Source organism: Mesorhizobium sp. P2_C4, from assembly GCF_056404575.1.
Genome location: NZ_JBFUDT010000001.1, coordinates 535882 through 556046, shown reverse-complemented (window position 1 = coordinate 556046; position 20165 = coordinate 535882). Strand labels below are relative to the sequence as shown.

Annotated in this window: 19 protein-coding genes; 11 read left to right on the top strand and 8 right to left on the bottom strand. The window is 63.3% G+C overall.

Going from position 1 to position 20165, the window contains the following annotated elements:
- Window positions 1-75: 75 nt before the first annotated feature.
- From pncA to AC1DX6_RS02800, 3 genes are all read left to right on the top strand, one after another.
- Complete coding sequence (pncA, locus tag AC1DX6_RS02810) at window positions 76-690, top strand: bifunctional nicotinamidase/pyrazinamidase (RefSeq protein WP_477310994.1); 615 nt, start codon at window positions 76-78, stop codon at window positions 688-690.
- A gap of 7 nt (window positions 691-697) precedes the next feature.
- Window positions 698-2149: a sodium:proton antiporter gene (locus AC1DX6_RS02805; protein ID WP_477310992.1), complete on the top strand. Its 1452-nt coding sequence runs from the start codon at window positions 698-700 to the stop codon at window positions 2147-2149.
- A gap of 85 nt (window positions 2150-2234) precedes the next feature.
- Window positions 2235-3191, top strand: a complete 957-nt coding sequence (locus tag AC1DX6_RS02800; protein ID WP_477310990.1) for an ornithine cyclodeaminase family protein — start codon at window positions 2235-2237, stop codon at window positions 3189-3191.
- A gap of 18 nt (window positions 3192-3209) precedes the next feature.
- Here the strand turns inward: AC1DX6_RS02800 and AC1DX6_RS02795 are convergent, their stop codons facing one another.
- From AC1DX6_RS02795 to gcvA, 8 genes are all read right to left on the bottom strand, one after another.
- Window positions 3210-3923, bottom strand: a complete 714-nt coding sequence (locus tag AC1DX6_RS02795) for an ABC transporter ATP-binding protein (protein ID WP_477310988.1) — start codon at window positions 3921-3923, stop codon at window positions 3210-3212.
- A complete protein-coding gene (locus tag AC1DX6_RS02790) occupies window positions 3920-4645 on the bottom strand; it encodes an ABC transporter ATP-binding protein (RefSeq protein ID WP_477310986.1) in 726 nt (241 codons plus the stop codon). Before AC1DX6_RS02790 ends, AC1DX6_RS02795 begins: the two co-directional genes overlap by 4 nt.
- Complete coding sequence (locus AC1DX6_RS02785) at window positions 4642-5604, bottom strand: branched-chain amino acid ABC transporter permease (protein WP_477310984.1); 963 nt, start codon at window positions 5602-5604, stop codon at window positions 4642-4644. Before AC1DX6_RS02785 ends, AC1DX6_RS02790 begins: the two co-directional genes overlap by 4 nt.
- On the bottom strand, window positions 5601-6482 hold the full coding sequence (locus tag AC1DX6_RS02780) for a branched-chain amino acid ABC transporter permease (protein ID WP_477310982.1): 882 nt from the start codon (window positions 6480-6482) through the stop codon (window positions 5601-5603). Before AC1DX6_RS02780 ends, AC1DX6_RS02785 begins: the two co-directional genes overlap by 4 nt.
- A 217-nt stretch (window positions 6483-6699) precedes the next feature.
- Complete coding sequence (locus AC1DX6_RS02775; protein WP_477310980.1) at window positions 6700-8004, bottom strand: ABC transporter substrate-binding protein; 1305 nt, start codon at window positions 8002-8004, stop codon at window positions 6700-6702.
- A 151-nt stretch (window positions 8005-8155) separates the two neighbouring features.
- Window positions 8156-9610 carry a hypothetical protein gene (locus AC1DX6_RS02770; protein WP_477310978.1) on the bottom strand — a complete coding sequence of 485 codons (1455 nt, stop codon included), beginning with the start codon at window positions 9608-9610 and terminating at the stop codon, window positions 8156-8158.
- A gap of 170 nt (window positions 9611-9780) precedes the next feature.
- Window positions 9781-11085, bottom strand: coding sequence for a nicotinate phosphoribosyltransferase (gene pncB / locus AC1DX6_RS02765; RefSeq protein ID WP_477310976.1), 1305 nt, complete (start codon window positions 11083-11085; stop codon window positions 9781-9783).
- A gap of 111 nt (window positions 11086-11196) precedes the next feature.
- Window positions 11197-12171 (bottom strand): transcriptional regulator GcvA, encoded by a 975-nt coding sequence (gene gcvA / locus AC1DX6_RS02760; RefSeq protein ID WP_477310974.1) that lies wholly within the window; start codon window positions 12169-12171, stop codon window positions 11197-11199.
- A 214-nt stretch (window positions 12172-12385) separates the two neighbouring features.
- Here gcvA and speB point away from each other — a divergent pair, with 214 nt between their 5' ends.
- The 8 genes from speB (at window position 12386) to AC1DX6_RS02720 (ending at window position 19632) form a co-directional block, all read left to right on the top strand.
- The gene (gene speB / locus AC1DX6_RS02755) at window positions 12386-13447 is read left to right on the top strand and encodes an agmatinase (protein ID WP_477310972.1); all 1062 of its coding nucleotides are present in this window, start codon (window positions 12386-12388) and stop codon (window positions 13445-13447) included.
- An 82-nt stretch (window positions 13448-13529) separates the two neighbouring features.
- Window positions 13530-14336, top strand: a complete 807-nt coding sequence (locus tag AC1DX6_RS02750) for a transporter substrate-binding domain-containing protein (protein ID WP_477310970.1) — start codon at window positions 13530-13532, stop codon at window positions 14334-14336.
- Window positions 14337-14342: 6 nt separating this feature from the next.
- Window positions 14343-14999, top strand: coding sequence for an amino acid ABC transporter permease (locus AC1DX6_RS02745; protein ID WP_477310968.1), 657 nt, complete (start codon window positions 14343-14345; stop codon window positions 14997-14999).
- Window positions 14996-15643: an amino acid ABC transporter permease gene (locus tag AC1DX6_RS02740; protein WP_477310966.1), complete on the top strand. Its 648-nt coding sequence runs from the start codon at window positions 14996-14998 to the stop codon at window positions 15641-15643. The genes AC1DX6_RS02745 and AC1DX6_RS02740 overlap by 4 nt, the downstream gene beginning before the upstream one ends.
- A 67-nt stretch (window positions 15644-15710) precedes the next feature.
- Entirely contained in the window at window positions 15711-16799 is a 1089-nt protein-coding gene (locus AC1DX6_RS02735) for an ABC transporter substrate-binding protein (protein WP_477310964.1), read from the top strand.
- Between the two features lie 144 nt (window positions 16800-16943).
- Window positions 16944-17981, top strand: a complete 1038-nt coding sequence (locus tag AC1DX6_RS02730; protein ID WP_477310962.1) for an ABC transporter ATP-binding protein — start codon at window positions 16944-16946, stop codon at window positions 17979-17981.
- Window positions 17978-18832, top strand: coding sequence for an ABC transporter permease (locus tag AC1DX6_RS02725; RefSeq protein ID WP_477310960.1), 855 nt, complete (start codon window positions 17978-17980; stop codon window positions 18830-18832). The genes AC1DX6_RS02730 and AC1DX6_RS02725 overlap by 4 nt, the downstream gene beginning before the upstream one ends.
- Window positions 18829-19632, top strand: coding sequence for an ABC transporter permease (locus AC1DX6_RS02720; RefSeq protein WP_477310958.1), 804 nt, complete (start codon window positions 18829-18831; stop codon window positions 19630-19632). The genes AC1DX6_RS02725 and AC1DX6_RS02720 overlap by 4 nt, the downstream gene beginning before the upstream one ends.
- Window positions 19633-20165: the final 533 nt, after the last annotated feature.

The following is a 20165-nucleotide window of genomic DNA, read 5'->3' as shown; positions in this document are numbered from 1 at the left end:
TCTGGTCAAGTTTCTGCATCCGGTCGCATCAGCGGCATTTCTTCACTGGAGCCTGAGACAAAAGAGGGAGGCCCCATGGCCGACGAAGCGCTTGTTGTCATCGACTTGCAGAACGATTTTTGCCCGGGCGGCGCACTGGCTGTGGCCGGCGGCGACGAGATCGTGCCGCTGGTCAACGATCTGATCCGGCGCACCGAGCATGTCGTGCTGACGCAGGACTGGCACCCCGCCGGACATTCGAGCTTTGCCTCCAGCCATCCGGGCAAGCAGCCCTACGAGACCATCGACATGCCCTACGGCCAGCAGACGCTGTGGCCGGATCATTGTATCCAGGGCAGCCTGGGTTCGGATTTTCATTCGGGCCTCGCCTGGACCAAGGCCGAACTGGTGATCCGCAAGGGCTTTCGCCCTGATATCGACAGCTATTCGGCTTTCTTCGAGAACGACCACACGACGCAGACCGGGTTGGCCGGCTATCTGCGCGAACGCGGCATCGACAGTCTCACGCTGGTCGGTCTCGCGACCGACTTCTGCGTCGCCTTTTCAGCGCTCGACGCGGTGAAGCAGGGTTTCAGGACGACGGTGCGGCTCGATGCCTGCCGCGGCATCGACCTCAATGGCTCGGTCGCGACGATGCTGAAGCGGATGCATGAGGCCGGCGTGGTGCTTGAAGACCATTTGTCGGACTAACGGGACTGTGAAGCGTCAAGGGGGCTTCACACGATTGGCGACGGCCCTGGCTGCATGCATACCAGCTGTAGCCATCCTCCTGTTTCCGCAATTCGCCTTCGCGGCTGAGAGCCCCGAATTGCCCGGTGCCGCCATGTCGCTTTGGTGGGCGCTGCCTTTCGCTGGTCTGCTGTTGTCGATCGCCACCGGGCCTTTGCTGTTTGCCCATATCTGGGAGCATCACTACGGCAAGATCGCAGCGCTCTGGGCGGCGCTGGTGGTGGTGCCACTGGCACTCGCCTTCGGCATGAATTCGGCCACGGAGGCGGTGCTGCACACATTGCTCACCGAATATATGTCGTTCATTGTCCTGCTCTTCGCGCTGTTCACCATTTCGGGCGGCATTCTGGTGGCCGGCAACATCCACGGCACGCCGCTGGTCAATGCCGGGCTGCTGCTGGTCGGGGCGATCCTCGCCTCGGTCATCGGCACCACCGGCGCCTCGATGATTCTGATCCGGCCACTCATCCGCGCCAATGACGCCAGGCGGTACAACGCCCATGTCGTGATCTTCTTCATCTTCCTAGTGTCGAACATTGGCGGCTCGCTGACGCCCTTGGGCGACCCGCCATTGTTCGTCGGCTTCCTCAGGGGCGTGGACTTCTTCTGGACGACCGCCAACCTCTATCGCGAGACGCTGTTCGTTGGCGGCGCGGTGCTGGCGGTCTTCCTGGCCATCGACATCATCCTGCACCGGCGCGAAGGCGGCGCGCCCAAGATCAAGGATCCGACGCCGGTTACGAAAGTGCGCATCCTTGGCCTGCCCAACATTCCGCTGCTGGCCGGCGTGATCGGCGCCATCCTGCTTTCGGCGACCTGGAAGCCGGGTATTAATTTCTCGATCCTGGGCGTGGGCCTCGAATTGCAGAATCTGGTGCGCGACGCAATCATCCTGGCGATCGCTTTCCTGTCGCTTGCCGTGTCGCGCAAGAGTCATCGCGAGGCGAACGGCTTCAACTGGGGGCCGATATCAGAGGTGGCAAAGCTGTTTGCCGGCATCTTCATCTGCATCGTGCCGGTCATCGCCATTCTCAGGGCCGGCCACGGCGGCGCGCTGGCGCCACTGGTGGCGCTGGTCACCTCGCCCACCGGCCAGCCCAATGACCTCGCCTATTTCTGGCTGACCGGGGCGCTGTCGTCCTTCCTCGACAATGCGCCGACCTATCTGGTGTTCTTCGAACTCGCCGGCGGCAATCCGCAGCATCTGATGACCGAGGCTGCATCGACCCTGGCGGCGATTTCGGCGGGGGCGGTGTTCATGGGCGCCAATACCTATATCGGCAACGCGCCGAACTTCATGGTCTACGCCATCGCCAGGCATCGCGGCGTCAAGATGCCGGGCTTCTTCGGCTATATGGCGTGGTCGGGCGCGGTGTTGATCCCTGCTTTCCTGATCGCCGGCTTCCTGTTTTTCGGCTGAGCCGACAAACCAACCGGTGCTTGCGTATGCGGGACCGGCAATTTCTGCTATTGTCGAGGGGTGCGGGGTTAGGTCGGGGGCGACATTGACCATCGAGAAGCTGCCCTATCTGTCAGCCGAATTCCTGGATGGCCTGGTGATTTCGACATCCGATGTGGTCAACGAAATCGAGCGGCAGATCATAGGTCAGAGGCGAGGCGAAGTGTGGTGTGCGCCGAAGGCAGTGGTGCTGCCGGGCGACGACCGCTACATCATGGCAACTCTCGGAGTCGCGACCGAACCCCGGGTGCTGGCCACCAAATCGCTGGTGGTCAATCCCCGTAACCCCCAGCGAGGACTTGCAACCCTGAACTCGCTGGTCACCCTTCTCGATGCTGAGACGGGACTGCCGCTTGCTGTGGTCGATGGCAATTGGGTGACTTCGAAGCGCACGGCCGGTCTAAGCTGCGTGGCGGCCAAGCGTCTGGCCCGGGCTGGCTCGGCGTGTGTCGCATTTATCGGGTGCGGCGTTCAGGCGCGCGCTCATCTCGAGGCTCTGGCCGATCTTTTCCCGTTGCAAGAGATTCGGGCCTTTAGTCGGGGCAAAGGCAGTCGTGAGGCACTATGCCAGATAGCTGAGACGCGCGGTCTAACTGCAGTACCGAGTGATACTGCCGAAGCGGCGGTCGAATCTGCTGATATCGTGGTGACGACAGTCACTTTGGTGCCCGAGCCTGTTCCATTTCTGGATGCGCGCTGGCTGAAGGCTGGAGTCTTCGCGACCATGACCGATCTGGCCCTGCCTTGGTTGCCTGAAACCATGGCTGTCTTCGATCGCATCGTCATAGACGATTTGGCGCAAGAGGCGCAGATGAGCAAGCCGATGGTGAGGCCCGAACTCGTCGCCGGCGACCTGACAGGTTTGGTCAGCGGCGACGTGTCAGGTCGTCAAAGCGCGAGCGAGCGAACAGCTTTCGCGTTCCGTGGCATGGCGGTCGGCGATCTCGCAATAGCCGGCCTGGCATTTGTACGCGCGAAAGCGGCTGGCGCGCTGGCTGCTTAGCACTCGACCGTTACCTGATCACCCGACCCCCACATACCGCCGCACCGCCGACGGGTCGGCGCGCAGGTCCGCGACATCGACGGTTTCGCGGTTGCGGCCGTTCTCGATGAAGCAGACGCGGTCGGCGACCGACAGCACGGCGTCGACGCGCTGCTCGACGAGGATGGTGGAGACACCAAGCTCGCGCAATTTCGACACCGTCTCGCGGATTTTGGCGATCATCGACGGCATCAGCCCTTCGGTCGGCTCATCGAGCAGAAGCACCTGCGGTTCGATGCACAGCGCCCGCGCCATGGCCAGCATCTGCTGCTCGCCGCCGGACAGTGTGCCGGAACGTTGTCTCAACCGCTGGCGCAGCAATGGAAAAAGGTCGAGCACATTTTCCCGCGTCGCCTTGCCCTTGCCACGCGCCATCAGGCCGATCTCGATGTTTTCGGCCACCGTCATCTCGGCGAACAGCCGCCTTCCTTGCGGCACATAGGCGACACCGGCTTTCGGCACTTCATGCGCCGGCAGCCCGGTCAGCTCCGTACCATCGAGGCTTATCGAACCGGCACTCGCGGGAACCAGGCCCATGATCGCCTTCAGCGTCGTCGTCTTGCCGGCGCCGTTGCGGCCGAACAGGCACAGCACCTCGCCCTTGTTCAGCACGAGATCGAGGCCATAGAGCACCTGGACCTCGCCGTAGAAGCAGTCGAGCCCGGAGATGGTCAGCGCCCTTGTTTCCGTCATGGCGCCGTCCCCAGATAGGCCTCCTGCACCGCGGCGTTGTCGCGAATCGCCTGAGGCGTGCCTTCGGCGAGAATTTTGCCGGCGTTGAAGACGGTGATGCGGTCGGCCAGTTGCATGACGACCGGCATGTTGTGCTCGATCAGCAGCACGGTGGCGCTCTTGGCGATCTCGCGCACCAAAGTGATGAAATTGTCGATCTCGCTGTCGGCCAGCCCTTGCGTCGGCTCGTCGAGGATCAACAGGCGCGGCTTCAGCGCCAGGCCCATGGCGACCTCCAGCAGGCGCTGGTGGCCGTAGGACAATTGCCCCGCCGGCATGTGAGCACGGTCGGCAAGGCCGGTGCGCTCGAGCGCTGCCATGACGCCGGCTTTGACCGCTCCCTTCGAGCGGCCATCGGTCAGCGTGCGCTGCACCGGCAGCGCGACATTGTCGTAGGCGGTGAGGTTGGCGAAGACGCTGGTGATCTGGAAGGTGTAGGCGACGCCGAGGCGGACCCTGGCATAGGCGGGCAGGTTGGTGATGTCGGCGCCGTCGAAGACGATCATGCCCGAGGACGGCTGGATGCGGCCGCTGACCAGGCTGACGAAGGTGGTTTTGCCGGCGCCGTTGGGGCCGATGACGGCGCGGATCTCGCCCGGCATCAGCGCGAAATCGACGCCATCGACGGCGCGCAGGCCGCCGAAATTGCGTGACAGCCCCTTGGTGGTCAGCAGCGGCATCATGGCAGCCACCCAAGCCAGCGCTGGCGGATGCTGCCCAAAATGCCCTTGGGGAAAAACAGCACCAGCAGGATGAGGGCGATGCCGACGATCAGCAGATAGGCGGAGGTAAAGCCGCTGGTGATGTCGGTGACGTAGTACATGAACAGCGTGCCGATCAGGGCCCCGAGCGTTGTGGCGGCACCGCCGAGCAGGACCCAGAGCAGCGGCAGGATGGAATATTGCACCGAAGCGAAGCTCGAGCCGATATAACCGAACAGCAGCGCATAGGCGGCGCCCGACGCCGCGCAGATGGTGCCGGAGACGACGACGGCGACGAGCTTGTTTGAGAAAGTGTCATAGCCGAGCATTTTCGTGCGCTCCTCGTTCTCACGGATGGCGACCAGCACGCGGCCATAGCGGGAGTGGACGATGGCAAGCGTGACGAGCAGCACGACCGAGAACAGGGAGAGCGCAGTCATGTAGCGCACGGTCGGATTGGTGAGATCGAGCGATGTCGCACCGAAGGAGAGCACACGCGCCGGCTGCGGCACCACCATGCCCTGGTCGCCGCCGGTCCAGGCGGCGAAATAGAGGATGATGAGATAAAACACCTGCGCGAACATCATGGTGACGATCATGAAGGCGACACCGGTGGTGCGCAGCGCCAAGAGGCCGATCACCAGCGCCAGCAGCGCGCCGCAGGCAAGCCCGGCGGCAAAGGCGGCAGGCACGCTCCAGCCGAGATGGATGACGGTGAGGCCGGCACCATAGAGGCCGGCGGAAAAGAACATGGCGTGGCCGAGGCTGAGCAGGCCGACATAGCCGAACAGCATGTTGTAGCCCATGGCGAAGACCGCCAGCACCATGATGCGGGCAATGAGCCCATGGTGATAGTCGGGCAGGACGAAGCTCAAGGCGAAGAGCAAGGCAATGACGCCGAGATGCAACGCATAGGCCTTTGCCGGCGAAGCCTCGCTCATCGCGACGCCGTGCCGAACAGGCCTTGCGGCCGGAACACCAGCACCATGGCGACCAGCAGCGTGGCGATGATCTTGGCCAGGGTCGGCGAGAAGAACACCGAGATGATGCCGTCCGACATGCCGATCAGCGCGGCAGCGACGACGGAGCCACGCAGCGAGCCGAGGCCGCCGATGATGACGATGATGAAGGAGAGCAGCAGCGGGTCCTGCCCCATCAGATAATGCGCCTGGCTGATCGGCACGATCAGCACTGCGGCGACGGCCGCCAGCATGGCACCGAGCGCGAAAACACCGGCATAAACCCGGTCAACCGGAATGCCGAAGGCCTGCGCCGTCTCGCTGTCATATTGCGTGGCGCGCATGACGAGGCCGATTTTGGTGCGCGTCAGCACGAACCATGTCGCGAGCAGCAACAGCGCGGACGCGGCGATGATCGACAATTTGTAGCCTGAATAGCCGAACCAGGGCAGAAGGATGCGGTAGCTGAAAGGCGGCTCCACCGGGCGCGCCTCCGGGCCGTAGAAAGTCAGCGCCAGCTGCTGGATGATGTAGAGCATGCCGATGGTGGCGACGATGGTGGCTTCCGGATTGTAGTTGAGCCGGCGCAACACCAGCCGTTCGGCGACCAGAGCAATGGCGCCAACGATCAGCGGCGCGATTACCAGGGCCGCCAGGAAGCCGAGCGCCGGATGGCCACCGATGGCTGTGGTGATCGCCCAGGCCAGCACCGCGCCCAGCATGAAGAACTCGCCATGGGCAACATTGACGACGCGCATGACGCCGAACACCAGCGACAGGCCAAGCGCCGTCAACGCCAGCACGGCGGAAGTGACGAGGCCTTCGAGGGCGGCGAGGAGGAGATGGGGTCCGAAGTGCATGGGCTAAGCTCCGGCGGATGCGCGAGGCACCCCCCTCTGGCCTGCCGGCCATCTCCCCCTCAAGGGGGGAGATCGACTGTCGCGACGGCTTTCGCCAATCGCCAAGGTCGGAAGGTGATCGCCATCGCAGGAACTGCCAATCTCCCCCCTTGAGGGGGAGATGTCCGGCAGGACAGAGGGGGGTGACTCGAAGCGCACTATGCTTGAGGGGCTAAGCTCACAGCGCCTGCGTCGTATAATCCCCCTCAGCCTCATAAAGACCGTCCTCGATCTTGGTCTTGTGCACGACCTTCAGCTTGCCGCCTTCGACCTTGGAGATGTTCTGGATACCAAAACACTGGTGGATCTTGCCGTTGAAGGTCTTTGCGCCCTGCGGGTGCTCGGGACCCTCGGCGAACTCGGTCAGCGCCTCGGTCGCCTCGACCAGCTTGGCGCGGTCTTCCGGTCCCTTGTAGCCGGCGTCTTCCATCGCCTTCTTGACGACGTAGAGCGTTTCCCAGCAACCGAACATGTGCGACGCGGTGGAGACGTCCTTGGCATCGCCGACGGCGGCGCCATTGTCGTCGATGCCGACGGCGGCGCGGTAGGCTTTTTGTGCAGCGGAGTCATCGGCCTGCGCGTAGCGCGGCGAGCCTTCCCAGAAATGGCTGCCGTCGAGAAATTCGAGGCCGGGGCTGTTGATGTCGGTGGCTTCGAGTGAATCCATGAAGCCGAACAATTGTGGCCGGCTGGAGCCGTAGAATTCGCCGAGTTCCTTGACGAAGGTGAGCACGGCCGGACCGACCATGACGTGGTAGATGACCTCGGTTTCGGCGGGGATCTGCGGAAAATATTTGGTGAAAGACGACTCCGTCGGCGGGATGGCGATCTGGGCGATGACGTCGGCGCCTTGCGCCTTCAGTGCCGGCGGCAGGTAGTCGCGATGGTCGTAGCCGAAGGCGAAATCCGGGAAGATCTGTGTCACCTTCTTGCCGGCATTCGCGGCGATCCACGGCGCCATCGACTGGATCTGGCTCTTCACGTCGGTGATGCCGGGCTGGAAGACGTAGCGATTCAATTTGGTCGAGGCGACGTGGTGGCCTTCGCTGACGACGAAATAGGGGATCTTGTTCTCGCCGGCCGCCGGCGCCGAGCCGATGACAACATGCGAAAACAGCGTGCCGAAGACGATGTCGGTCTTGTGCTGGGTGGCGAACTTGCCGACCACCTCGGCGCCACGGGCGGGATCGGTGCCGTCATCCTCGATCACCAGCTCGACCGGACGGCCATTGATGCCGCCGGCATCGTTGATCGCCTTGACCGCTGCGGCGCTCGTCTTTTCGTACCAGCGGCCATAGGCGGCGCCGATGCCGGTGCGGTGCGACTGGAAGCCGATCTTGATCGGCGCCGAGCTTTGCGCCTGGCTGTAGCGGACGAAGCCGGGGGCGAGGGCAAGGCCGGCGCCGGCGGCGAGGCCCTTCAGCGCGGTGCGGCGGCTAAGGGCGGTTTTGGAGAGATCGAAAAACCCATTCTTGTCGGTCACGGCAGTTCCCCTGTTTTTGAGTTTTGACTGGCTGTAACGAGGCAAGGCCACTCCCAAGTGGGAGGGCAGAAATCGCATGTGTACAAACTAAATCACCAAAGCCTCGATGTGGCAAGCGAGCTTTCCGCAAAGGCATGCTGGTCGCCTTGTTTCATCCGGCAGTCGGCGTGGCAAGCAACCAGAGGCCGAAGACAGTGTAGGCGATCATCAGCAGGGTGAGCGGCAACTGGCTGAGCGCGGCTCGGGTGGGAACCGGGTGCAGCCGCCAAGCAAGACCGTGGGCGACAAGCACGGCGAGCATGTGGCCGGCGATGATGATTCCGGCCTGTACATTCCACAGCCACCAGGCGGAGTCGGCGCCGGCGACCACGCCGGCTTCGATCTGCATGTCGGCGGTGCCGAACAGGTTCCAGCCCAGCGCAAACGGGTCGGAAAGGGCAGCGACGGCATACTGGCCATCGACCAGCAGCGCCGTCAGATAGTGCGCCACATGATAGGCGAGCGCGATCGGCACGATCGACCAGACCAGCAGCCCGGCGGCATGACTGAACGAGTGCGGACTGGCGGCCAGACGTTGGCCGAGGATGACCGCGAGCGCAAAAGCGGCTGCCAGCAGGACAAAGGTCAGCACGAGGCCAAAATTGCCGATGCCGATCACCGCCGTGCGGCCGGGAAATTCGAGCGGATTGACGCCGAACAGGCCGAGCCAGAAGAAGGTTTTCGACAGGCCGTCGAAGGAGACGGACGACAGGCTGAGCAGCAGGAAAGCGATGCCGCTGAGCGACAGCGGCTCGGCGGCGAGCAGCTTGGCGCCCGGCCAGCAGAGATTGAGCCGGTCGTCATCGTTGCGCTCGACAATGGCGAAGCGCGCCACCATTGAGAAAAAGACAGTCAGGAATTCGCCGCGCCGGCTCCAGTGGGGATAGCCGAACGCCAGCATGGCGACAAAGGTGCCCAGCCAATAGAAGCCGGCAGCAAAGGCCAGCCGCGCCGGATCGTCGGGCGCAGGGTCGATCAGCTCGAACCAGGCGAAGGCGAAGAACAGCGCGACCGCCGGCCGCCAGCCGAGCCACACAGGCAGGCGCGATGCCGGCGTTTCGACGTTGGAACGACCAATCAGGCGAGTGGCGATGCGCCACGGCCCGTACCACGGGTTCAGCCACGACCAGAGGTCGCCGAGCAGGCCTTGCAGCAGGGCCAACCCGACCCAGAGCAGCGTCCAGATCACCAGGGGCAGCGGATTGGAGAGCGGGTCGCGGCTGCCGAACAGGCCGGTGGCGATGAGAATTGCAAAGCCGGCAAAGGATAGCAAGCTGATGAGTGTGCGTGGACCGTCGCTGAAGGCGAAGAGTGAGAGGCGCCGGCGCCAGAAGCGGTCTAGCGCGTCCGGTGGGAGCAGCGCCAAGACAAGGAAGCTGGCGGCAACGGCGAGCGCGCCGCCGGCGACGTAGTAGCCGGTGGGGAGAAGCAGGACATGGCCGCGGTCGGAGGCGTGGGCGAAGGCTGGGGTGGGCGACAGGAGGGCCAACGAAGCGACAAAGCCTAGAATGGCCTTGGTTGCCGGGCGACCGCGCTCTACGGCGCCCCCCTCTGTCCTGCCGGACATCTCCCCCACTTGGGGGGAGATTGGCAGATCGTTCGGTCGGCGCTCTTCTTGCAGCGTCGAAGATTCGCGAAGGCAGAGATGAAAGCCAATCTCCCCCCTCGTGGGGGAGATGTCCGGCAGGACAGAGGGGGGCGCGAAGGAACTCATACTATCCCGGAGTTCCTCACCACTCACACCTTGACCAGCTGCTCCACGCGATCCTTCTGGCCGAATATCCGCAAATAGCGGTCGATCTCTTTCAGGTCACCCGTCGCCTTGGCCGGATTGTCGGACAGCTTGACCGCCGGGCGGCCATTGGCTTCTGTCACCTTGCAGACCAGCGAGATCGCGTCGAGGCTGTTGGTTTCGGTCGGCGCGCAGCCTTCGAAATCATTGGTCAGGTTGGTGCCCCAGCCGAAGGACATGCGCACCTTGCCGCGGAAGTGGCGGTAGGTTTCCTCGATGGTTTCGACCTCGAGCCCGTCGGAGAAGATGAGCAGCTTCTGCTTGGGGTCCCTGCCCTTTTCGCGCCACCACGAAATGATCTTCTCGCCGCCTTCGATCGGCGGTGCGCTGTCGGGGCGAAAGCCGGTCCAGTCGGCGACCCAGTCCGGCGCGTCGCGCAGGAACGAGGCGGTGCCGAAAGCATCGGGCAGCACGATCAGCAGGTTGCCGCCATAGTAGCGCTGCCAGTCCTGCAGCACCTTGTATGGCGACTGCTTCAATTCCTTTTCCGAATCGGCGAGTGCGGCAAACACCATCGGCAGTTCATGCGCGTTGGTGCCGAGCGCTTCGAGGTCGTTGTCCATGGCCAGCAGCACGTTGGAGGTGCCGGTAAAAGCCTCGCCGATGCCTTCCTTCAGCGCTTCGACGCACCAGCGCTGCCACAGGAAGGAATGGCGGCGGCGGGTGCCGAAGTCGGAAATGCGGATGCCGGGCAGCGCCTTCAGCCGCTCGGTCTTGGCCCACATCTTGGCCTTGGCGCGGGCGTAGAGCACGTCGAGCGCGAACGGGCCGAAGGCGCGCATGGCCGCGCGCGATCGGAGTTCGTTGATGATGGCCAGCGCCGGTATCTCCCACAGCGTGGTGTACATCCACGGCCCGCTGAAGGTCAGCTCATACTGGCCGCCGTGCCTGGAAAGCTCGTATGCGGGCAACCTGAAATTCTCGAGCCAGGCGAGGAATTCCGGTTCGAAGATCTGCTTGCGACCGTAGAAATTATTACCGCCGAGCCAGATCATCTCTTTCTTCGAGAAGCGCAGCGTGCGGGCATGGTCGAGCTGCTCGCGCAGTTCGCCTTCGTCGATCTCGTCGGCGAGGCGCACCGTGGTGGTGCGATTGATCAGCGAGAAGGTGGTGTCGACCTTGGGGTACATGCCCCAGATCATCTGCAGCATCAAGAGCTTGTAGAAGTCGGTGTCGAGCAGGCTGCGCACGATCGGGTCGAGCTTCCAGGTGTGGTTGTAGACGCGCCGCGCTATATCGGTCTTTGCCATATCTCGATGCCGCCTTCGCTCGCTCCCCGCAAAAGCCTCTTAGCATTGAATTTTTGAAAGCGCCTCCCGCTTTGCGGCTGGCCCGACAAAAAGAAGGCCCTGCGGCCAGCCTCAGGTTGCGGCCTTGGTGCCGATCACGCGCAATGCGGGGCGTTTCCGGCGAATGCCGATGCGGCCCGCCACCGGCGCGTCGGCGCGGCTGTCGGCCTGCTCCTTCTCGGCGAACAGCCAGTCGATGAACAGCTGCACGATCGGCGTCGATTTCATCTCGTTGCGGCAGACGACATAGAAATCGTCGACCGCCGGCACCGACAGGCTGAACGGCGCCACCAGCAGACCCCTGGCGAGCAGCGCACTCGCGGTCACCGAATCGCCGAGCGCCACGCCATGGCCATGAACCGCGGCCTCGGTCGCGACGCGCGCATCGCCGAGATGGTGGCGGCGGCCGCGCTCCAGATCGAGCCCATCGGCGGCGGCCAGCCAGGTGTGCCACTCGCGGCCGTCATCGCCATGCAGGAAGACATGATCGGCGAGATCGCGGACCGTGCGGATCGGCCGGTTGTTGATCAGCGTCGGGCTGACCACCGGAAACAGTTCGAGGCCCGACCATTTGCGCATCCAGCAATCGGTCCAGCTGCCGTCGCCATAATGCACGCAGACATCGATCTGCGGGGCGCGGATGTCCTTGGCGTCGTTGGATGGGATCAGCGTCAGCCGGATATCGGGATACTGCGCCATGAAGCTGCCGAGCCGCGGCGTCATCCACAAAAGCAGCAGCGCCGGAACGCAGGAGACCGAGAGCGTGCCGGCGCTGGCCGGCCTGGTCATGCGCTGCGTGGCGGCAGCAATGCCGTCGAAGGCGGTCGACACCGCCGGCAGCAATTCAGCGCCGTGCGGCGTGAGCTTTACCCGCTGGCCGGTGCGCTCGAACAGTTTTACGCCGAGCGATTGCTCGAGCGCCTTGATCTGGTGGCTGATGGCGCCGTGGGTGACATTCAGCTCGGCCGCCGCCTTGGTCAGCGAGGCGTGGCGCGCCGTCGCCTCGAAGGCGCGCAGGGGATTCAGAGGTGGCAGACGTTTGGCCATTGATGTCCGGATTCACTGTGAGATTTTCTCACAAGCAACACCCTAACAATATCAATTGATTTTTCAATGCGGCTGCCGGACACTTTGGCAGGTCAACAGCATCAATGACGTGAAATCTGCAGGCAGCCAGCGGGACAGCGACCCGGCCGGATGACGGTCAGTTCGCAGACGTAACCTGCCGCCGCATGCACCAGCCCGGCAGGAGGAGACCGACATGGGTTACGATCGTGGCAAGCTCGACGCGTTGCGCCGCAAATATGGCGAGAGCCATGGCGGCGAGATGTTCGACCCGAAGTTCCGGCAGGTCGCCGACAAGATCTTCAACAAGAGCGGCACAAGGCTGGCGCCCTATTCCGGCATTCCGACCTTCCTCGCCGCACCCTATCGCGAAATATCAGCCGACAATCCGGATTTCGGCGATCTGCAGGTGGCGATCATCGGCGTGCCGATGGATCTCGGCGTCACCAACCGGCCGGGCTCGCGCTTCGGGCCAAGGGCGCTGCGCGCCATCGAGCGCATCGGCCCTTACAACCATGTGCTGGAATGCGCACCGACGCATGAACTGCGGGTCGCCGACATCGGTGACGTGCCGTTCCAGAGCCGCTACCGGCTGGAAACCAGCCATGAAGACATCGAGCGCCGCACCAACCAGATCGTCGATGCCGGCGTCATTCCGCTTTCAGTCGGCGGCGACCATTCGATCAGCCATCCGATCCTGAAGGCGGTCGGCAAGAAGGCGCCGGTCGGCATGATCCATATCGATGCCCACTGCGACACCAGCGGCCTGTTCGACATGACCAAGTTCCACCATGGCGGACCGTTCCGCAACGCGGTGCTGGACGGCGTGCTCGACCCGTCGCGCACCATCCAGATCGGCATCCGCGGCTCGGCCGAATATCTGTGGGAGTTCACCTACGAATCCGGGATGACCGTGGTGCATGCCGAAGAGGTCACTGGGCTGGGCATCCCCGCCATCATCGAGAAGGCGCGGAAAATCGTCGGCGACGGCCCGACCTACATTTCCTTCGACGTCGACAGCGTCGATCCGGCCTTCGCGCCGGGCACCGGCACGCCCGAAATCGGCGGACTGACGACACGCGAAGTGCTTGAACTGCTGCGCGGTCTGAAAGGCCTCAACATCGTCGGCGGCGACGTCGTCGAGGTGGCGCCTCAGTATGACGCGACCACCAACACCGCGCATGTCGGCGCCCAGGTGCTGTTCGAGATCCTGAGCCTGATGGTGTTCAGCCCGGCAATCACCGGCAAGGGAGCCTGACACTCAAACACATCCCAAGGCGGCTGCCGCGCTGGAGCCGGCGGCTGCACTCAAACAAACAAGCTTCCAGAAGGGAACGACAATGACACTTCACATGAAACTCAAATCATCCATTGCCGCCGTGCTGATGCTCGGCGCTACCGGCTTTGGCTTTACCTCACAGGCCAATGCCGACGCCGTCGACGACATCACCAAGGCCGGCGCGATCAACGTCGGCATCTTCTCCGACTTCCCGCCCTTCTCCTCGGCCAGCGCCGATATGAGCATCAAGGGCTATGACATCGACGTGGCGCAGGCGATCGCGGATTCGCTCAAGGTGAAGCTCAACCTGGTCAGCGTCACCGGCCAGAACCGCATCCCGTATCTCACCGACAAGCGCGTCGACATATTGATGAGCGTCGGCTACTCCAAGGAGCGTGAGCAGGTGATCGATTTCGCCGCTCCCTACGCGCCCTACTACATCGCCGTCATCGGCCCGGCAGCGCTTGCGGTCAAAGGCAAGGAAGACCTCGCCGACAAGTCGATCGCCGTCAACCGCGGCACGCTGGAAGATACTTCGCTGACCGAGGCTGCACCGGCGTCGGCCGATATCAAGCGCTTCGACAACTACAATTCGGTCATCCAGGCCTTCATCTCGGGCCAGACCCAGCTGATGGTGGTCGGCAACGACGTCGGCGCCCAGGTGCTGGCCAAGCAGGACGCGCTGCAGCCGGAGCAGAAGTTCCAGCTGCTGACCTCGCCCTCGCATATCGGCCTCAACAAGAACGAGGACCGCTTGAAGACAGCGGTCAATGACGCGGTCGCCAAGATGCTGGCCGACGGCAAGCTCGACGAAAGCTCGAAGGCCTGGCTGAAGACGCCGCTCAATCCCGACAACCTCAAGGATTGATGTGCCGTGGCCTTTGCTTGGCTTCCAGGTGCTGTGGGCGACATCGCGCGCGGAGCGATCACGACGGTCTTGCTGATCGTCGTGACCACTCTGGTGGGAACGCTGCTCAGCATCCTCGGCGCGGCTGGCCGGCGAAACGGCCCGCCGCTCGTGAAGCGAGCGATCGCCATCTATGTCGAGGTGATGCGCAACACGCCGTTCCTGGTGCAGCTGTTCTTCATTTTCTTCGGGCTGCCCAGTCTTGGCGTCAGGCTCGATCCGCTGCTCGCGGCCATGCTGGCGATGACGCTCAACATGGCGGCCTACACGATCGAGATCGTCGGTGCCGGGCTTGACGCGGTGCCGCGCGGGCAGACGGAAGCAGCTCTCGCACTGGGCTTGAGACCCCGCCAGGTGTTCATCAAGATCGTGCTGCCGCAGGCGCTCAAGGTGATCTATCCGGCGCTGACCAGCCAGATCGTCATCATGATGCTGGAGTCCGCCGTGGTGTCGCAGATTGCGGTGCGCGAGCTGACCTACGAGGCCGACATGCTGCAGGCCCGCACCTTCCGCTCCTTCGAGACCTACCTCGTGGTGACGATGGTCTACCTCGTCCTGTCGATGGGCTTGCGCCGGCTGCTGGTCACAGGCGGACGCCGCGTGCTGGGGGCTGGCGTGACATGATCGAATTCACCTTCTGGGACATCGTGCGCAACCTTCTGCTCGCCGCCCGCTGGACGGTGCTGCTCTCGCTGGCCGCCTTCATCGGCGGCGGCATCGTCGGCATGGTCGTGCTGTTCTTCAGGATCGCCAATAACAAGTGGAGCCAGCGTATTGCCTCCGGCTACATTGCGCTGTTCCAGGGAACGCCGCTGTTGATGCAGCTGTTCCTGATGTTCTTCGGCCTGCCGATGCTTGGTCTTCGTATCGAACCGTGGACCGCGGCGGTGCTCGGCCTCACCTTCTTCGCCAGCGCCTATCTCGCCGAGATCTGGCGCTCTGGTGTCGATGCACTGCCGCGTGGCCAGTGGGATGCCGGCGCCAGCCTCGGCCTGCACTATCTGCAGGAGCTGAGACTGATCATCCTGCCGCAGGCGTTTTCGATCACCCGGGCGCCGACCGTCGGCTTCCTGGTGCAGCTGATCAAGTCGACGGCGCTGACCTCGATCATCGGCTTCGAGGAACTGGTCAGGACCTCCAACGCCATCAACAACGCCACCTTCGAACCGTTCAAGGTCTACGGGCTGGTGGCGCTGATCTTCTTCGTCATGTGCTTTCCACTGACGCAATACGCCCGCACGCTCGAACAACGAGCGGCGGCCCACTGACGCCAGGCGGCGAAACAGTGCGTGAAGGGAACCGCCGGTTAGCCGGCATCAACTGAGGAGAAACAAGATGAACAGACTGATCGGAAAATCCCTGACACGGCGCGGCGTGCTTGGCGCCGGCCTTGCCACGGCCGGCGTGCTTGCCATGCCGTCGATCCTGCGGGCGCAGGAGAAGTCGCTGAAGGTCGGCGTCTATGGCGGCTACTTCAAGAAATCCTTCGACGAGCATGTCTTCCCCGATTTCACCAAGGCAACCGGCATCGCGGTGGAATCAGTCGCCGAGCCGACCGGCGAGGCCTGGCTGGTGCAGCTCGAACAGGCGGCCAAGGCCGGCCAGGCCCCAGCCGACCTCTCGATGATGTCGCAGACCTCGACGCTGAAGGGCCAGTCGACCGAACTTTGGACGCCGCTCGACACCTCGAAGTTCAAGCACTATGGCGACCTGCTGCCACGCTTCATCAACAAATATCCGGATGGCCGCGTTGCCGGCATCGGTGCCGTCGCCTGGTGGATCACGCTGGTCAGCAACACCGACGTCTACAAGGATGCGCCGACGTCATGGGCGGCGCTTTGGGACAAGGCCAACGAGGACAAGCTGGGCCTGCTGGCGCTCGCCTCCAACTCGTTCCTGCTCGAAGTGACGGCCAAGACCTTCATGGGCGGCACCAACGCGCTCGACACCGAAGAGGGGCTGAACAAGGCGTTCGAGAAGCTCGCCGAGGTCAAGCCGAACGTCCGCCTCTGGTATCGCGACGAGGCGCAGTTCGAGCAGGCGCTGAAGTCGGGCGAAATCCCGATGGGCCAGTATTATCACGACGTCACCGGGCTCGCGGTCGCCGACGGCTTCCATGTCCGTTCGACCTTCCCGAAGGAAGGCGGCATCCAGGATTCCGGCAATTGGGTGCTGTCGCGCGCCTCGACCAAGGTCGAAGAGGCGCATGTCTTCATCGACTATATGAGCCAGCCTTCGATGCAAGGTGTGATGTCGCGCAAAGTCGGCACCACGCCGACGCTCAAGAAAGAGGTGCTCGACCTGACGCCGGAAGAGTTCGCCTCGGTGTCGTCGGAGATCGAGCCGATCATCCCGCGCTACGACCTCTATACGTCGAAGGCCGACTGGATCAACCAGAAGTGGACCGAGCTGATCGTCGGCTAAGCCGAACAGCTCGCCTTACATCGCATATTGCCTCTCCCCTGCCAGGGGAGAGGTCGCCGATTGCAGATCGCCGCAATTCCCTTTCGCTTCGCGAAGTGGGGAAGCGGGCCATTCGCACTATCCTCCGGTTAACAGGATCAACTCATGTCCGGACTAGACATCAACGCCATCACCAAGAAATTTGGCAATTTCGCCGCGGTCGACAATGTCCAGTTAAACGTGCCGCACGGCACGTTCGTGTGCCTGCTTGGGCCCTCGGGCTGCGGCAAGACCACGCTTTTGCGCATGATCGCCGGGCTGGAGGAGCCGACCAGCGGCGCCATCGTGCTCGACGGCGAGGACATCACGCCGCTGCCGACGCACAAGCGCAATCTCGGCATGGTGTTCCAGTCGCTGGCGCTGTTTCCGCATCTCTCCGTCGGTGACAACATCGCCTATGCGCTGCGCATTCGCGGCGCCTCGAAGGAAGAGCAGAAAAAGCGCGTCGACGACTTGCTGACGCTGATCCATCTGCCCGGCTTTGCCGACCGTCCGGTGGCAAAACTCTCCGGCGGCCAGCGCCAGCGTGTGGCGATCGCCCGCGCCTTGGCGCTGTCGCCAAAACTGTTCCTGCTCGACGAGCCGCTCTCGGCACTCGACGCCAAACTGCGCGAGGCCATGCAGGTGGAACTGCGCCAGCTGCAGCAGCGGCTGGGCATCACCACCATCGTCGTCACCCATGACCAGCGCGAAGCGATGACCATGGCCGACCTCGTCGTCGTCATGGGCCATGGCAAGATCCTGCAGGCGGCGCCGCCGATCGAGATCTACCGCAAGCCGGCCGATGCCTTCGTCGCCGACTTCATCGGCATCACCAATCTGTTGCCGGCGGAGCTGGACAGCGCTGGGCGCACCACCATCCTCGGCACCGCCATTCCCGGCCTTGCCATGCCCGCCGGGTTGACCAAGGCTTCGGTATCGATCCGGCCCGAGGACGTGCATCTTGGCGAACCCGGCAGCCGCGCCATCACCGGCCAGGTGAGCTTCGTGCGCGATCTCGGCGGCACCATCGAGACCTTCGTCGAGGTCGGCAGCACCAGCATCATCGCCGTGACGACGCCGCGCGAGCGGCTCAACGTCGCGGTTGGTGCGCAGGTCGGCGTCATGCTGCCGCCGGAGAGTTGCGTGGTGCTCGGCTCATGAGACGCGAAGCTCCCAAGTCGGTAGCCGACTACACACCTTTGTTCTTTCCGGGCCTGATGCTCGTCGTCTTCTTCGTCGTGCCGTTCTCGACGATGATCGCGGTGAGCTTCTTCAAGCGCAACCCGGCCGGGTTCTACACGCCGGATTTCGTCTTCGACAACTATGCACGCTTCCTGTCGGTGTTCTTCGGCGGCGTGCTCGGCTTCTCGCTGATGCTGGCGGTGCTGGTCGCCGTCTGCTGCGTCGCCATCGCCTTTCCCTTCACCTACCTCCTGACCAGGCGACCTCGCTCCGTGCAGACGCTTTGGCTGGTCGGCCTCTTGTCGGTGCTGTCGCTGTCGGAGGTCATCATCGGCTTTGCCTGGTCGACGCTGTTCTCGCGCACCGCCGGCATCACCAATCTGTTTGTGGCGCTGGGGCTGATGGACAAGCCGGTGGCGCTGCTGCCGACCTTCGGCGCGGTGCTCACCGGCATGGTCTACCAGGCGCTGCCCTATACGATCCTGGTGCTCTATCCCGCGCTTGTACGCCTCGACCCGACATTGCTCGAGGCCGCGCGCACGCTTGGCGCTTCGCCGATCAAGGCCTTCTTCAACGTCGTGGCGCCGGCGCTGCGAAACACCATCGTGGCGACGCTGATCATGGTCTTCGTCTTCGCGCTCGGCTCTTATCTGTTGCCGCAGATTCTTGGCCGGCCGCAGCACTGGACCTTGTCGGTGCTGATCACCGACCAGGCGATCTACCAGTCCAACATGCCGTTCGCCGCAGCAATGGCGGTGTTCCTGGTGCTGATCTCGCTGGCTCTGGTCGGCATGACGCTGCTCGTCGGACGCCGGGAGAATGCGCTATGATCGAGACCTTGCTTCGCCGCTTCTATTTCACTGTCGTCGCGCTGTTCCTGGCAGCGCCACTGATCGTCGTTGCCGGCGTGTCGGTTAACGAGAAGCAAGACCTGGCCTTCCCGCCGGTCGGCTTCTCGCTGGCCTGGTACGGGCAGATCTTCAACGATCCGGAATGGCGTCTGGCACTGATCCATTCGGTGACGCTGGCCGTCTGCTCGGCAGCCATTGCCGTGGCAATCGCATTGCCGCTGGCCTGGTTCCTGTGGCGGCGCATCGCGCCATGGGCGAACATCTTTCAGGTGCTGGGGCTGGCGCCGTTCATCCTGCCGCCTGTCATCACCGCGCTCGGCTTCCTCACCTTCTGGGCGACGGTCGGGCTGTTCGGCCAGTTCTTCACCGCCATCATCAGCCACGCCATCTTCTTCGTGACGCTGCCGCTGGTGACGCTGTCGCTGGGCTTTGCTTCGATCGACCGCTCGCTGGTCGAAGCTGCCGCGACGATGGGCGCCGACGACCGCACCGTGCTGAAGACGGTGGTGCTGCCGCTGATCCTGCCTTACCTCGTCTCGGGCTACGCCTTCGCCTTCGTGCTGTCGCTCAACGAATACATCGTCGCCTATATGACGATCGGCTTCACCACCGAGACGCTGCCGATCAAGATCTTCAACGCACTGCGCTACGGCTACACGCCGACCATGGCCTCGGTGTCGGTGTTCTTCGTCGCGGTGGCGGCCCTGGTGTTCGGTTCGATCGCCAGGTTCGGCGATATCCGTCGGCTGCTCGGCGCCATGTCGTCCGACGGCAACTGAGTGCATCCATGCAAAGGCAACCCCCGACAATTGGTCAGGACCTCCAACGCCATCAACAACGCCACCTCCGATGAGCGCCTTCCATTTGGCGCCCTGGCTGACGTTGCGCCGGCAGAGTGGCGCTTGGCGGGGGTGATGCGGCCGGCAGTGTCGAAACACCGCGGGCTCGATTTCATGAAGATATCAAGGACGAGCTGAAGCGGTGGCCGTGTGAGTTTGAACAGCAGCATATGACCCAAAGCAGACTCTCAGGGGCGACGGGGCATATGACCGCTTATTTGCGCTCCAGAAGCTATACTGACATTGTATTACTCCTTTCGATGGTAGGTTTCATCCAATAGTCGATTAGATTATCCGGCTATGGCCGCTATCACAAAGAGGTACGCTATCACAAAGAGGTACAAGAGCGGCGCCAATCGGAACTCGTGCATTTGTTGCTAGTCCAAGAGACGCAAAAGGGACGCACGAATCGTGCCTAAGCCAAGAAGATTCCGGCTTGCGGGCCGGATATTTTGCTGACATATTTCCCTGTT